We start from the raw sequence: 14,226 nt of genomic DNA, 5'->3' as shown, positions 1-14,226 counted from the left end.
CAACTACCTTTGTTTAAAAGGCTCAGAGATTAAAGCAACCTTTGTAAAACCAGATCCAGACAATAAACCCATTATCTCTAAAACCCTGCCATAATTTATAGTTTTATCACCTCTTACATAAATTCTTGTATCAGTTCTATTTTTTGAAACAGCTAAAACTTTAGCAATTATATTGTCATAATCTACTTTTGATTCTTGAATAAAAATTTCACCTTTCGCATTAATAGAAAGTGTTAAAGGTTCTGTTTCCTCAGGCAAAGAATCTGCTGAACTCTCAGGTAGATCAACCTGAACACCTACTGTTAAAAGCGGTGCAGTGACCATGAATATAATTAATAGAACCAACATCACATCAACAAAAGGTGTGACGTTAATCTCACTCATTGGTTCCTTTGATGAGCGATTTAATTTAAAAGCCATTTAAATTATTGTTAAAAATCTTTTTGAAAAATTCTCTAATTTCTCTGAGTATTTTTTTGCGTCTGTATTAAATTTATTATAAGCAACTACAGCAGGTATCGCTGCTAACAATCCTAATGCAGTAGCAAACAACGCTTCGGCTATACCAGGTGCAACTATTGCAAGACTGGTATTTCTTGAAATTGCAATTGACTGAAAAGAATTCATAATGCCCCAAACTGTTCCGAACAATCCAATAAATGGTGCAGTTGAACCAACAGTTGCTAAAAATGTAAATCCCTTTTCAATCTTTGACATTTCTTTTTCTATCCCACCTTCAAGGAAGGCTGTCATTCTTTCAGACAAATTTGTTTTAGATTTTTTCTTTAGTAAGTTTTCCATGGCATTTTGAAACACCAAAGACATTGGGTCATCTAAATTATTTGGTAAACTATTATAAAAATTTTCAGCAGATTTAGAGTTCCAAAATTTTTCCTCAAATTCCTCTGATGATTTATTTATTTTTTTAAAAAGTCTAAATTTTTCTATAATTACTGCCCATGAATATACAGAGCAAAGTATAAGGCTAATCATTACTGCTTTAACAATAATATCTGCTTTTAAAAATAAACTAAAAAGTGAAAAATCTGTATTTGTGCCAAGATCTATCGCTTTTGCTGCTATGTCTGCTTCCATAATCACTCATCACACTTAATTGTGTCATGAATTTGACTATATAAATTCAAAGATTATTCATTTTTGTATGTTTCGTGAAAATAGCTGGCTATTAGAATTGCATCAGCTTTATTAGAGTCTTTTTTTTTGGATAAATTTGACGAAAAATAAGGAAATATTTCAATGGCTCTTGTCCTGCTGGCATCTTTTTCTGAGTTAATTAAATTAAAATATTTTTTCCATTTTGCTGGTCTTACAAAATAAATTGGCAACTGCATTGCGCTACAAATACCTTTTAAAATTCCAAAGGATTGACCAAAATTAAACATACTGGTTACCCCTTGGCCTGGCATAGCTGAAACTTGTTCGATTACCACTTTAATATTTTTCTTTTCATGCGTTTTTATTTGTGAAGATATTTCATTAAATATTTGAGATCCATTAACTTGTTTTTTATTTTTTTTTCCTTCAGTCATTGTTGGCATCTCAAGAACATCTTTGATTATTCCATCCTCTAAGAAACATATGGACCCTGAAATTCCTGGATCAATTCCAATTATTAACATCAAATGTTACCTAAATTTACGTTTGAAAAAACGTTCTGAACATCATCGTCATCTTCTAGATTTTCTAAAAACTCAATCACACTTTCTTTTTCATCATTTTGAATATCAACACTATTAATAGGTACCCATTCAATCTCTGTGGAAATGAAATTCGCAATTTTATTTTCTAAATTTTTTTTTACATTATATATTTCATTTGAAACACATTGAACTTCATGAAATTCCTGGTAAGAGATACACTCCTCTGCACCAGCTTCTATAGCTAATTCAAAAATCTTGTCTTCTGATATTTCATTTTTATCAATCTTTATTATCCCAAGTTGTTTAAAATTATGAGATGCTGATCCTTGTGTACCTAGACTTCCACCAGATTTTTGAAAGATGGTTCTCACATTGGAAGCTGTTCTATTTTTATTATCAGTTAAAGTTTCAACAATTACAGCAATCTTGTTTGGTCCAAAACCTTCATATCTCAAATTTTCAAAATTTGCACCAGACGCGGCAGAAGATTTATCTATTGCTCTTTCAATATTATCTTTTGGCATATTTGCTGATCTTGCAGCTTGTACTGCTGATCTTAATCTTGGGTTCATTGCAGGATCTTTATCTCCTAACTTTGCAGCTACTGTAATTTCTTTCGATAATTTAGAGAAAATTTTTGAACGTTGCTTATCAGCTTTTCCTTTTTTATGCTTAATACCTGCCCAATGTGAATGACCTGCCATATCTAAATTAAAAATTTTTTAATTTTTCCCCAAATATATAACTATTAATGTTTTTAGCTAAGCCTGTATTTATATCACAATCAACAATAACACCAGATAAAGTCCCTTCTCCAACTGCAGGAAAATGTTTAACCGAGTCTTTTTTTAAAAATCTGTTTAATGAATTCTCTTTATCCATCCCAATTACTGAGTCGTAATCACCACACATGCCTGCATCAGTTTGATATCCAGTACCATTGTTTAGTATTCTAGCATCATTCGTTGGTATATGTGTGTGTGTCCCAACAACTAAAGTTGCATGACCATCAAAAAAATGACCTATAGCATTTTTTTCACTAGTAATTTCACCATGAAAATCAACCACTAATAAATCGTAGTCATCTTTTAATTTATATTCACTTAAAAATTTTTTTGAAGTTTCAAAAACATCATCACACTTTTTCATAAAAACATTACCCATAAGGTTAAGTACACCAACTCTTACATTTTTATCTGTTTTGAAAATTTGAAAACCTCGACCGGGGGCAGGCTCAAAAAGATTTTTAGGACGTAACAATCTCTCTTCTTTTTCTATGTACTTCATGATTTCTTTTTGATCCCAAACATGATTACCAGTTGTGATTACGTTGACACCACAGTTATAAAAATCTTTACAAATTTCTTGTGTCAAACCAACTCCTTGGGCTGCAGCATTTTCACCATTAGCAATAACAAAATCAATTTTTTTTGATTTAATTTCACTAAGCAAGCTACTAGTAAGTTTAGAACACCCTGAAATACCTACAACATCACCTAAAAATAAAATTCTCAAAATATTAAACCTCTTTCAGTAATTATTAAATCAAGTTTCTTATCATAATTGTTAACTGGTACTTTTTTTAATTCTTGGAAAGAAAAAGCAAATCCTACTTTAAAGACCTTTTTTTTAATTTCAATTTTTTCAATATAACGATCATAAAAACCACCACCATAACCCAATCTATTAAATTGCTTATCAAAAGCTAATAATGGGACTAATAATATATCTGGATAAACTTTCTTTTGAGACAATGGTTCAATTATCCCGTATTTGTTTATCTTTAATGGATTATCTTTGGACCATTCATAAAAGTCCATTTGGTTATTTTTCCTGATGATTGGTAAAGAGGTAATTTTTTTATTTTTACTAAATAAATTTAATACTTCTAAATCATCTATTTCATGATTGCATGGATAATATCCTCCTACAATTTTTGTTTTAAGTTTATTATCCCTTAGAAATTTAATTAATTTTGAAGAATTGATTTTCAAATTTTTTTGAAAATTTTTTTTTTTAAGTGATGTTATCTTTCTTCTTAATTTAGATTTATTCACAAATTTATTGAGGTAAATTTTCCTGTTTTGCTTTTTCGACAAAACTTGAAATTTTCTCTGCAGCAGTATCAATTAAATCTTCATATTTTTTTTGATTAGTTTCAATCTCGATTTTTAATTTATCGTGATTTAAATTTAACTCTTTTATTTCTTCTTCTTTTTTATCTTTGTATTCATAAATTAGAGTTTTTAATTCTTTAAATTTATTTGATAAATCTTTTAATTCTTGTTTCTTTTGTTCAACTTTCTTTTTTGTTTCGTAGTATTCATCCATTATTTTAACTGCCGTAATTAATAAAAGTTTATTCTCTCCTAATTTACCAAGATCGTTTTTTAAATGATTAAATTTTTGGTTTATTTGAATCAGCAATTCTTCTAGATGTTCCTCTTGTCCATCATCACAAGACAATAAAAACTCTTTATTATTAAATTTAATACTTACATTTGCCATTTATCAATCTCTTCCAACAAAGTGTCTGTTTCTTGATTTAATTCATCGATTTTCTCAGAAAACTCTATTTGTTTTCTTTCCTCAACCTTTTCTTTACTTCTAAACTCATCTAATCTTTTTGACAAAATTTCGTTCTGATCTATCAGCTCTTTATATTTTTTTTCTAGATCATTTTTTTCAATTTCTAATTGATTTTTTTGCAAGTTAAGATTTTCAATATTATTTTTCAAAACCGGATTAGTTAAATCTAAATTTTTTAATTCTTCCAAAGCTAGATTAAGTTTTTTTTCTTTTTCGTTTATAGAATTCATATATATATAACTATAATATTAAATAGAATCTTCTTAGTCTAGTCAGGATAATTTTGAGTAAAATACATAATGATTTAGCAAATTGTATCAGATTTTTATCTGTTGATGCAGTTCAAAAAGCTAATTCTGGTCACCCTGGGATGCCAATGGGTATGGCGGACGTTGCAACGGTACTTTTTAGGCATTTTTTAAAATTCAATCCGCAAAATCCAAATTGGATAAATAGAGATAGATTTGTTTTATCAGCCGGGCATGGCTCAATGCTTCTTTATTCTTTGTTATACTTAACTGGTTATAAAAGTATTTCGATGAATTCGATAAAAAAGTTTAGACAACTAAACTCTATTTGCGCAGGTCATCCAGAGTATCATCCAAAAACTGGAATTGAAACAACTACTGGTCCACTTGGACAAGGAATAGCGAATGCAGTTGGATTTGCAATAGCTGAGGAATTGCTCAAAAAAAAATTAGGTAAAAATCTTATTAATCATAAAACTTATGTTCTAGCTGGCGATGGTTGCTTGATGGAAGGTATTAGTCACGAAGCAATGAGTTTAGCTGGTCACTTAAAATTAAAAAATTTGGTGATGCTTTTTGATAATAATAATATTTCAATAGATGGTCCAACAAGTCTTGCAGTATCAGACAATTTTAAAAAAAGATTTGAAAGCTATGGATGGGATTACATATTAATTGATGGTCATAATGAAAATCAAATTTATAGAGCTTTAAAAAAAGTTCAAAATGCAAAAAAACCAACAGTAATTTCTTGTAAAACAAAAATTGGATATGGTTCTCCAAATAAATCTGGCAAATCGTCTTCACATGGTAGTCCTTTGGGATTAGATGAAATTAAATTAGTAAGAAAAGTACTTAAATGGAAATATAAACCTTTTGAGATTCCAAATAAGTTATTGAACCAATGGAGAGCTATAGGATTCAAGGGTCAGTTAAATGAAAAAAAATGGAACAAATTAATTAAAAAACAAAGTAAAAAATTAAATCTAATCAAAAATAATAACTTTAAAAATATTTTAAATTCAGAAAAGAAACTTGCAATTAAAGAATCTAAAAACTTAGCAACAAGAAAATGTTCTGAGTTAACTTTAAGTGCATTAACCAATTCAAATAATAATCTTATTGGTGGTTCTGCAGATTTGGCAGGATCCAACAATACAAAAACAAAAAAACATAAAATTATTACACCAGGAAATTTTGAGGGAAATTATATTCACTATGGTGTCAGGGAACATGCAATGAGTGGCATAATGAATGGAATTGCAATCCATAGTAATTTTATTCCTTATGGTGGAACTTTTTTAATATTTTCTGATTACTGTAAACCATCGATAAGATTGTCAGCTCTAATGCAACAAAGAGTTATTTATGTGATGACACATGATTCAATTGGCTTAGGTGAAGATGGGCCAACACATCAACCAATTGAACAATTATCTGGTTTAAGAGCAATTCCAAACCTAAATGTGTTTAGACCTGCAGATAGAATTGAAACAATTGAATGCTGGGAGCATGCCTTAAAAACCACAAAGACTCCAAGCGTGTTGTCTTTAACAAGACAAAATTTAGATCCAATTAGAAAAAAATATTCCTCAAATAATAAATGTTCACTAGGTGCTTATGAAGTATTTAGAACAAATAAGAAAATTAAATTAACAATTTTAGCAAGTGGTTCAGAAGTAAATATTGCAATCGAAGCGAGTCATAAACTTGCTAAAGATAAAATTTATTCTAAAGTTATTTCAGTACCTTGTATGGAGCTTTTTGATAAACAAAGTAAAACTTATAAAAATAAAATACTAAATGAAACCAAAAATAAAATATCTATAGAGGCTGGCTCAAGTGATTGTTGGAAAAAGTATGTTGGAGAAAATGGAAAAAATTTTGGAATTAATGAATTTGGTAAAAGCGCACCATATAAAGAAATATATAAATATTTTGGGCTAACAAAAGAAAATATAATTAAGAGATCAAAAAATTTAATTAAAAATTAATCATGACGATTAAAGTTGGAATTAATGGAATGGGTAGAATTGGTCGAATGGTAGTTCGATCAATTATAGAAAGCCAAGATAAAAAAATAAAAATACAACACATAAACAATAGATCAAATTCTGAGACTACTTGTACATTAATTAAATATGACTCAATTCATGGTAGATTTGATGCTGATTTAGATTTTGATGAAAATCACTTAATAATAAATAATGAAAAAATTACATTCTCACAAGAGTCTAATATTGAAAACATAGACTGGAAAAAATTTGATGTTGATTATGTTTTTGAGTGTACAGGAAAATTTAATTCTAAAGAAAAACTTTTAGCTCATATTAAAAATGGAGCAAAAAAAGTAATAGTATCTGCGCCATGTAAAAACGCAGATAAAACAATTGTATTTGGTGTAAATGAAAAAGATATAACCAGTAAGGACCAAATAATCTCAGCCGCATCATGCACCACAAACTGTTTAGCTCCAGTTGTACATACACTAAATGAAAATTTTGAAATTGAAAAAGGGTTTATGACTACTATCCATGCATTTACAAGTGATCAGAGAATTCTAGATAATTCTCATAAAGACCCAAGAAGAGCGAGATCAGCAAGTCAATCAATTGTCCCAACATCTACTGGTGCATCAAAAGCAATTGGCGAAATAATTCCTAGCTTGAAAGGTAAATTAGAGGGAGTTGCAATGAGAGTACCTACCCCAAATGTTTCACTTGTAGAATTAGTTTTCTGTACCAAAAAAAACATCAACAAAGAAAATATAAATAAATCATTTGAGTTAGCATCTAAAAATAATCTAAAAAATGTATTAGAAATTACTCATGAGAAGTTAGTATCAGTTGATTTCAATCATAATCCTGCATCCGCCATTGTTGATGGATCACTCACTAATGTTGTTGGAGACAATATGGGTAAAATCTCAGCTTGGTATGATAACGAATGGGGTTTTTCGAATCGTATGTGTGATATTGCAGAATTTATTCATCAAAATTCTTAATGCAAAGTGTTTCCGAACTAAACAACCTACAAGGTAAAAAAGTTATTTTAAGACTGGATCTGAATGTCCCTCTTAATAATGGTGAGATAACTGATACAACGAGAATTGACAAAGTTCTTCCAACAATTAAATTTTTACTAAAGGAAAATTCAAAAATAGTTATCTTATCTCATATTGGTCGACCTAAAGGAAAAATAATTAAAGATCTTTCGTTAAAACCAATTCAAAAAGATATAGAAAAAAAATTAAATGAAAAAATAAAACTTATTGAAAAAAATATTTATGAGATAAAAAAAGATATGCTTGATAATTTTAATGAAAAAATTTTATTGATTGAAAATATTAGATTTTATCTAGATGAGGAAAAAAATGATACTAATTTTGCAAAACATTTAGCAAGCTTAGGTGATATTTATGTAAATGACGCTTTTTCATGTTCACATAGAGCGCACGCATCTGTTTGTGAAATTTCAAAATTTTTACCCTCTTTTTCAGGGTTGCAATTAGATTTAGAGATTAGTGCATTAAAAAAAATTACATCTAACATAACTAAACCTGTTACTTGCATAATAGGAGGATCTAAAATTTCTACTAAAATTAATATTATAAAAAACTTAATTTCAAAATTTGATAATATAATAATTGTAGGCGCAATGGCGAATAACTTAATTGAACATAATGGATACGATATTGGAAAATCTCTTAAAGAAGAAAATGTTAATTCTATAGTTAATGACATACTCTTATATTCAAAAGAAAAAAATTGTAATATAATTTTTCCAGAAGATGTAATAGTGGCAAATGATTTAAATGGTCAGCCTAAAATTAAAGAATTGAATCAAATTAAATTAGATGAAATGATTTTGGATATAGGTCCAAAAACTGTTGAAAGTATATTTAATATTATTGAAAATACAAACACCATATTATGGAATGGTCCAGCTGGATATTTTGAAAATCCTAATTTTGCTAATGGAAGTACTGCAATTGCAAAAAAAATAGTAGAAAAAAATAAAGAAGATAAAATTTACTCTGTTGTTGGTGGTGGAGATACCGTTTCATTAATTAATTCTTTAAATGCTGCTAAAGACTTTAATTTTGTTTCAACTGCAGGTGGAGCATTTTTAGAATATCTTGAAGGCAAAGAACTTCCTGGTATAAGCGCTTTAAACTGATATGTCAGAACTAAATAAAATAGCTCTTAAAATACTTTCAAATGGCAAAGGAATACTTGCGGCAGATGAAAGTAACGGAACTATGACAAAAAGACTTGAGGCTGTTAATATTGAGTCTACACCAAAAAACAGACTTGCTTTTAGAGAAACTCTTTTTAGTTCAGAAAGCATGAAAGATTGTATCGGTGGTGTGATCTTGTTTGATGAAACAATAAACCAAATTTCAAATTTAGGTAAATCAATTCCTGAATTAATCTATGCTAGTGGAGCAGTATCTGGAATTAAAGTAGATACAGGTGCAAAAAATTTAGCAAACTCTCCAGAGGAAAAAATTACAGAAGGTCTAGACGGGCTAAGAGAGAGACTAAAAAAATACTATGAGCTTGGTGCAAGATTTACTAAATGGAGAGGTGTTTATTCGATAAGCAACTACTATCCTAGCAAACTTGCAATTCATTCTAATGCTCATGCACTTGCAAGATATGCCGCTTTAGTTCAAGAATGTGAAATGGTTCCTATAGTGGAGCCAGAAGTTTTAATGGATGGTGATCATTCAGCTGATGATTGTTTAAAAAAAACATCTGAAGTTATAAAAAAATGTTTTGAGGAATTAATTATGCATAAAATTGATTTATCAGGGATCATATTAAAACCAAATATGATTTTAGCTGGAAGTAATTCAAAAAACAAAATCTCTAATGAAGAAGTTTCAGACAAAACACTTGAATGTCTTAAAAATTCAGTACCTACAGAAGTACCAGGAATTGCTTTCCTGTCTGGAGGTCAATCCGAAGTAGAAGCAACAGAAAATCTCAATTTAATTAGCAAAAACAATAGTACAAATTTTATAATGACCTATTCATATGGTCGAGCTTTACAACAAAGTGCACTTAAATTTTGGTCTAAAGACATCACGAAAACCAACGAAACACAGGATGTGTTTAATCACAGAGCAAGAATGTGTACTTTAGCTGCTCAAGGAAAATGGACAAACGATCTTGAGAATAAATAAAAAAAAATTTATTTATCTTATCTCTCCAAATAAAATAACAAAGAATTTTTACCAAATGCTGAATGAAGTATTAAAATCAAGTAAAATAAGTTTTTTTCAAATGAGATTTAAAAAATACTCATTTAAAAAAAAATTTTTGGTAGGAAAAAAGATCAAACAATTATGTAAAAAAAATAATGTAAAATTTATTGTTAATGATGACCCAGTTCTTGCAAAAAAATTAAATGCTGATGGATGTCATTTAGGGCAAAAAGATATGAATATTAAAGAAGCCAAAAAAATAATTGGAAATAAAATTATTGGAATAACATGTCACAACTCAATTAAAATTGCAAAAGAAGCAATTAAAAATAGAGCTAATTACATTGCATTTGGGGCTTTTTTTTCAACAAAAACAAAAAAAGCAAAATACAGGGCTAATATAAAAACTTTGAATAAAGTAAAAAAATTAACAAATATTCCCATCGTAGCTATAGGTGGAATAACAAATGAAAACTATAAAAAACTTTTATTGAACAATGCAAATTTTTTAGCTATCTCGGGCTACATTTGGAAAAATAAAAAATACAAACCTAAAGAAGCTATAGAAAGTTTAATATGAAAATAAATGCAAGTGAAATTAGAGTTGGGATGCTTTTAGAATATAAAAATGATCTTTGGCAAGTTCTAAAAACACAACATGTAAAACCTGGAAAAGGTGGCGCATTTGCACAAGTAGAAATGAAAAGTGTTGGTAAAAATACCAAACTAAATGAAAGATTTAGATCTAGTGAAACTGTAGAAAAAGCATCATTAGATGAAAATAAATACAATTATATGTATGAAGATGATGCTAATTACTTTTTTATGGAACCTAAAACTTTTGAACAAATTGAAATTAAAAAAGAAATCATTGGAGAACAGGGAAAATTATTAACTGAAAATCTTGAAGTATCTGTAAGTTTTTATAATGAAAATCCAATTTCAGTTGAATTACCAAATCAGGTACAATGTAAAATAGAAACTACTGATGCAGCATTAAAAGGTCAAACTGTATCTTCATCCTACAAGCCTGCTACTCTAGATAATGGTTTAAATATTCAAGTTCCACCATTTATAGAAGCTGGTGACGAAGTCATTGTTGATACCAGAAATTTAGAGTACGTAAAAAAGATTTGAAATGTTGTCTATATCTTCAAATCTTAACTTAATGATAAAAGCTGCTGAAAAAGCATCTAAATCTGTGATAAGAGATTTCGGTGAAGTGGAAAAATTACAAGTTTCTAAAAAGGGTCCTTATGATTTTGTTACAAAAACAGATAAAAATGTAGAAAAAATTTTAATTGAAGAATTATCTAAATCAAAAAAAAATTACTCATTTATTACAGAAGAAACTGGCAAGATAAATAACAAAGATAGAGAAAATTTTTGGATTATAGACCCAATAGATGGAACAACTAATTTTCTTCACGGTATTCCACACTTTGCTATTTGTATTGCTCAAATGTCTAAAAACGAAATTATAAGTGGATTAATTTTCGATCCAATAAAAGATGAAATGTTTTTTTCCGAAAGAAATAAGGGAGCATACTTGAACAATCAAAGACTAAGAGTGTCAAAAAAAAATTCTACTGAAGATTGTTTATTCTCAAGCAATCATGAAGGTACAAAATTTAGTGATCTAAATATGAGATGTAGTGGATGTGCAGCGCTTGATCTCGCATATGTGGCCTCTGGAAGACTTGATGGTTTTTTTCATAATAAAATTAATATTTGGGATGTAGCAGCTGGTGCTTTAATGGTTGAAGAGGCTGGTGGAATAGTTAACGAAATTAACAAATTTGATATAAAAAATATTAATATCCGAGCTTCAAGTAGTGCAATTAACGATAAAATGCTTGAAAAACTAGTTAACTTTTAATTGTTTTAAAAAATTCTTTTGCTATAAGTCTCCGCATGAAAAAAAAAATTCATCCAAACTATCATACTATTAAAGTTGAAATGACTGACGGTACACAATTTGAAACAAAATCAACTTGGGGTGCTGAAGGTGATTTACTTAAGCTTGAAATTGATCCAAAATCACACGCTGCATGGACGGGTGGAAAACAGAAATTAATGGATAAAGGTAGAATAAGTAAATTTAATAAAAAATTTCAAAACTTTAAATCAGAAAAGAAAAATTAAATGTCAAATGCACCTCTAATGCCTATGGCTACAGCCGTTTGGTTAGTAGAAAATACAACTCTTACATTTAAACAGATTGCAGATTTCTGTAAACTACACGAAGTAGAGATACAAGGTATAGCAGATGGAGAGGTTGCGAAAGGAATTAAAGCTTATAATCCAATTATTTCAGGGCAGCTTTCAAGAGAAGAAATAGAATTATCCTCCAAAGATGAAAGTAGACCACTAAAAATCAAAAGTAATGATATTGAAATTTCAAATGACGAGAAGAAAATAAAAAAATATATCCCTCTTTCAAAAAGACAAGACAAGCCAGATTCTGCTTTGTGGCTTATTCGACAACATAATATTTTGAAAGATTCACAAATAGCTAAATTGATCGGAATTACAAAAAATTCTGTAACCTCTATAAGAAATAAAAGTTATTGGAATTACAATAATCTTAATCCTAAAGATCCTGTAGCATTAAACTTATTTTCCCAAAAAGATTTGATAGACGCCATAAAGAAAGCTGAAAGAAGAATTAAGAGGGAGAAGAATGAAAAAGAAAAACAAAATAAAGTTAATCAAACAAGCGCATAATGAACAAAACTAATAGACATGAATTGATAAAAGTGATAACAAACCACTTTTTTGGAGGTAGTTATTAAAATAGAAGTTAAAGATAATAATGTTGAGCAAGCATTAAGAGTTTTAAAAAGAAAACTGCAAAGAGATGGATTCTTTAAAATTATTAAATTAAAAAATACTTACGAAAAACCATCTGAAAAGAAAAAAAGAATTCTTCAAGAAAACATTAAAAGAGTTAAAAAATTAAATAAACTTAAAAATAGAATTTAAATATATCGCGGGGTGGAGCAGTCTGGTAGCTCGTCAGGCTCATAACCTGAAGGTCGGCGGTTCAAATCCGTCCCCCGCAACCAAAATTTTAATTTAAAAAATATAAAAATTCAATAAATTGATTAATTATGAGCCGATGGAATTTCTATAAAAAAAATATAAAACAAAATATTGATAAAAATTCTAATATTTTGTTAATAAGTGGTTCATTAAAAGAAATAAAAATTTTAAGTGAACTAGGTTATTTGAAATTTAGTGTTACTTACCATGACATAAATGATTTAAATATCCTTAAAAATGAGGGATTTGAATTAAATAAAAATTTATTTAACAGAGATTTAAGAAATCTTAATTTTAATGATAATAGTTTTGACTACGTTGTAACCAATGCTACATTGCATCATCTAGACCAACCTCATAAGGCAATTACAGAGATGTATAGAGTTGCAAAAAAAGGGGTTCTTATTATAGAGTCAAATGATTCTTTGTTGATGAGATTAGCTTGCAGATTAAACTTTGCAGAAGAATTTGAAGTTTCATCAATAGATTCTGCAAAAAAAACAGGTGGCCTTTTAGATACTGGTATACCTAATTACGTTTATAGATGGACTGAAAGAGAGTTTGTAAAAACGATAAATTCTTACGATCCAGCAAATATAAATTATATCAAATTTAGATATGGAAATGATTTAACAAACATAAAATCAAATAAAATTGTTATAAGATTAATAAAACCTTTAATTAAATTTTTTTTTTATATTTTTGAAAAACAGCAAAATTGTATGTCAATATTTATTGATATGACAAAAACTAAGAAAAGAGAATTTACTAAATTTTAAAATTAGATTTTCTACTATCAACCAGAAATGTCTTTACTGTCTCTTGTGATAAATGATTATAAGACTTTCCAAATTTTCTAATTTTATCAATTATTGATGGAGGGATTGTAATAATATGACAGCCTAATTGTTTGGCTTGTGTATAATTATATGGCTCTCTGACACTTGCCCATAAAATCTCAACATTTCTGAATTTTTTAGACAAATTTATAGCTTCTCTAAATTCCGGAATTGGATCTTTCCCCACATCTCCTGACCTTCCAGCAAAAATTGAAATTATCAATTTAGTTTTTTTATTAATTACTTTTAAAACTTTTTCCACCTGTTTAGCTGTATAAACTGCAGTAATATTTAACTTTATACCTTTATTGCTAAGAACTTTTATTACTTTTCCTGTAAATTTATTTTTTGAATTAATTACTGGAATTTTAACATATATATTTTTTCCCCAAGAATTTATTTTAACTCCTTGTTCAATCATATTTTTTTCATCATCTGCAAAAACTTCAAAAGAAATAGGTTTTTTTTTACAAATTTTGAGGATTTGCATTGAATAAGATTTATAATCTTTAGCACCTGCTTTCCTCATTAAGCTTGGATTGGTTGTAAATCCTTTTACAATTTTTAATTTATTAAATTTTTTTATAGAATATAAATCAGCAATATCACAAAAAATTTTTGTATTCATTAGA

At 28.4% G+C, this 14,226-nt stretch carries 20 protein-coding genes and 1 tRNA gene; 12 read left to right on the top strand and 9 right to left on the bottom strand.

Annotation, left to right across the window (positions count from 1 at the left end):
* Positions 1 to 3: 3 nt before the first annotated feature.
* From tolR to ACTTBI_RS00325, 8 genes are read right to left on the bottom strand one after another with little or no spacing between them, the layout of a single operon-like run.
* Positions 4 to 420, bottom strand: a complete 417-nt coding sequence (gene tolR / locus ACTTBI_RS00360; RefSeq protein WP_440652150.1) for a protein TolR — start codon at positions 418 to 420, stop codon at positions 4 to 6.
* A complete protein-coding gene (tolQ, locus tag ACTTBI_RS00355) occupies positions 421 to 1,095 on the bottom strand; it encodes a protein TolQ (protein ID WP_440652149.1) in 675 nt (224 codons plus the stop codon).
* 53 nt (positions 1,096 to 1,148) lie between these two features.
* Positions 1,149 to 1,640 carry a crossover junction endodeoxyribonuclease gene (locus tag ACTTBI_RS00350; protein WP_440652148.1) on the bottom strand — a complete coding sequence of 164 codons (492 nt, stop codon included), beginning with the start codon at positions 1,638 to 1,640 and terminating at the stop codon, positions 1,149 to 1,151.
* Entirely contained in the window at positions 1,640 to 2,365 is a 726-nt protein-coding gene (locus ACTTBI_RS00345) for a YebC/PmpR family DNA-binding transcriptional regulator (RefSeq protein WP_440652147.1), read from the bottom strand. The genes ACTTBI_RS00350 and ACTTBI_RS00345 overlap by 1 nt, the downstream gene beginning before the upstream one ends.
* Positions 2,366 to 2,372: 7 nt before the next feature.
* On the bottom strand, positions 2,373 to 3,176 hold the full coding sequence (locus ACTTBI_RS00340; protein ID WP_440652146.1) for a TIGR00282 family metallophosphoesterase: 804 nt from the start codon (positions 3,174 to 3,176) through the stop codon (positions 2,373 to 2,375).
* On the bottom strand, positions 3,173 to 3,718 hold the full coding sequence (locus tag ACTTBI_RS00335) for a 5-formyltetrahydrofolate cyclo-ligase (protein ID WP_440652145.1): 546 nt from the start codon (positions 3,716 to 3,718) through the stop codon (positions 3,173 to 3,175). The genes ACTTBI_RS00340 and ACTTBI_RS00335 overlap by 4 nt, the downstream gene beginning before the upstream one ends.
* 4 nt (positions 3,719 to 3,722) lie before the next feature.
* On the bottom strand, positions 3,723 to 4,169 hold the full coding sequence (locus ACTTBI_RS00330) for a cell division protein ZapA (protein ID WP_440652144.1): 447 nt from the start codon (positions 4,167 to 4,169) through the stop codon (positions 3,723 to 3,725).
* On the bottom strand, positions 4,157 to 4,480 hold the full coding sequence (locus tag ACTTBI_RS00325; RefSeq protein WP_440652143.1) for a 5-formyltetrahydrofolate cyclo-ligase: 324 nt from the start codon (positions 4,478 to 4,480) through the stop codon (positions 4,157 to 4,159). Before ACTTBI_RS00325 ends, ACTTBI_RS00330 begins: the two co-directional genes overlap by 13 nt.
* A 53-nt stretch (positions 4,481 to 4,533) precedes the next feature.
* On the opposite strand from ACTTBI_RS00325, the gene tkt reads away from it, so the two are divergent.
* The 12 genes from tkt to ACTTBI_RS00265 all read left to right on the top strand — a co-directional run bounded on the left by tkt (position 4,534) and on the right by ACTTBI_RS00265 (position 13,534).
* Positions 4,534 to 6,492 (top strand): transketolase, encoded by a 1,959-nt coding sequence (gene tkt / locus ACTTBI_RS00320; protein WP_440652142.1) that lies wholly within the window; start codon positions 4,534 to 4,536, stop codon positions 6,490 to 6,492.
* A 2-nt stretch (positions 6,493 to 6,494) separates the two neighbouring features.
* Positions 6,495 to 7,502, top strand: coding sequence for a type I glyceraldehyde-3-phosphate dehydrogenase (gene gap, locus ACTTBI_RS00315; protein WP_440652141.1), 1,008 nt, complete (start codon positions 6,495 to 6,497; stop codon positions 7,500 to 7,502).
* Entirely contained in the window at positions 7,502 to 8,677 is a 1,176-nt protein-coding gene (locus ACTTBI_RS00310; RefSeq protein WP_440652140.1) for a phosphoglycerate kinase, read from the top strand. Before gap ends, ACTTBI_RS00310 begins: the two co-directional genes overlap by 1 nt.
* Before the next feature lies 1 nt (position 8,678).
* Entirely contained in the window at positions 8,679 to 9,689 is a 1,011-nt protein-coding gene (locus tag ACTTBI_RS00305; protein ID WP_440652139.1) for a class I fructose-bisphosphate aldolase, read from the top strand.
* Positions 9,676 to 10,290 carry a thiamine phosphate synthase gene (gene thiE / locus ACTTBI_RS00300; protein ID WP_440652138.1) on the top strand — a complete coding sequence of 205 codons (615 nt, stop codon included), beginning with the start codon at positions 9,676 to 9,678 and terminating at the stop codon, positions 10,288 to 10,290. Before ACTTBI_RS00305 ends, thiE begins: the two co-directional genes overlap by 14 nt.
* The gene (efp, locus tag ACTTBI_RS00295; protein WP_440618057.1) at positions 10,287 to 10,847 is read left to right on the top strand and encodes an elongation factor P; all 561 of its coding nucleotides are present in this window, start codon (positions 10,287 to 10,289) and stop codon (positions 10,845 to 10,847) included. Before thiE ends, efp begins: the two co-directional genes overlap by 4 nt.
* A gap of 1 nt (position 10,848) precedes the next feature.
* Positions 10,849 to 11,589, top strand: a complete 741-nt coding sequence (locus ACTTBI_RS00290; RefSeq protein WP_440652137.1) for an inositol monophosphatase family protein — start codon at positions 10,849 to 10,851, stop codon at positions 11,587 to 11,589.
* 35 nt (positions 11,590 to 11,624) lie between these two features.
* Positions 11,625 to 11,855: a 50S ribosomal protein L31 gene (rpmE, locus tag ACTTBI_RS00285; protein WP_440652136.1), complete on the top strand. Its 231-nt coding sequence runs from the start codon at positions 11,625 to 11,627 to the stop codon at positions 11,853 to 11,855.
* Positions 11,856 to 12,437, top strand: coding sequence for a cell cycle transcriptional regulator TrcR (locus tag ACTTBI_RS00280; protein WP_440652135.1), 582 nt, complete (start codon positions 11,856 to 11,858; stop codon positions 12,435 to 12,437).
* A 63-nt stretch (positions 12,438 to 12,500) separates the two neighbouring features.
* Positions 12,501 to 12,695, top strand: a complete 195-nt coding sequence (gene rpsU / locus ACTTBI_RS00275) for a 30S ribosomal protein S21 (RefSeq protein WP_075521090.1) — start codon at positions 12,501 to 12,503, stop codon at positions 12,693 to 12,695.
* A gap of 6 nt (positions 12,696 to 12,701) precedes the next feature.
* Positions 12,702 to 12,778: transfer RNA gene (locus ACTTBI_RS00270), tRNA-Met, on the top strand.
* Between the two features lie 45 nt (positions 12,779 to 12,823).
* Entirely contained in the window at positions 12,824 to 13,534 is a 711-nt protein-coding gene (locus ACTTBI_RS00265) for a class I SAM-dependent methyltransferase (protein WP_440652134.1), read from the top strand.
* Here the strand turns inward: ACTTBI_RS00265 and ACTTBI_RS00260 are convergent.
* A complete protein-coding gene (locus ACTTBI_RS00260) occupies positions 13,524 to 14,222 on the bottom strand; it encodes a transaldolase family protein (RefSeq protein WP_440652133.1) in 699 nt (232 codons plus the stop codon). The genes ACTTBI_RS00265 and ACTTBI_RS00260 overlap by 11 nt on opposite strands.
* Positions 14,223 to 14,226: the final 4 nt, after the last annotated feature.

The sequence above is a fragment of the Candidatus Pelagibacter sp. HIMB1542 genome (genome assembly GCF_052047835.1).
Classification (GTDB): Bacteria; Pseudomonadota; Alphaproteobacteria; order Pelagibacterales; family Pelagibacteraceae; genus Pelagibacter.
The sequence above is the reverse complement of the archived record's forward strand: the minus strand, read 5'-3'. Positions and strand labels throughout refer to the sequence as shown.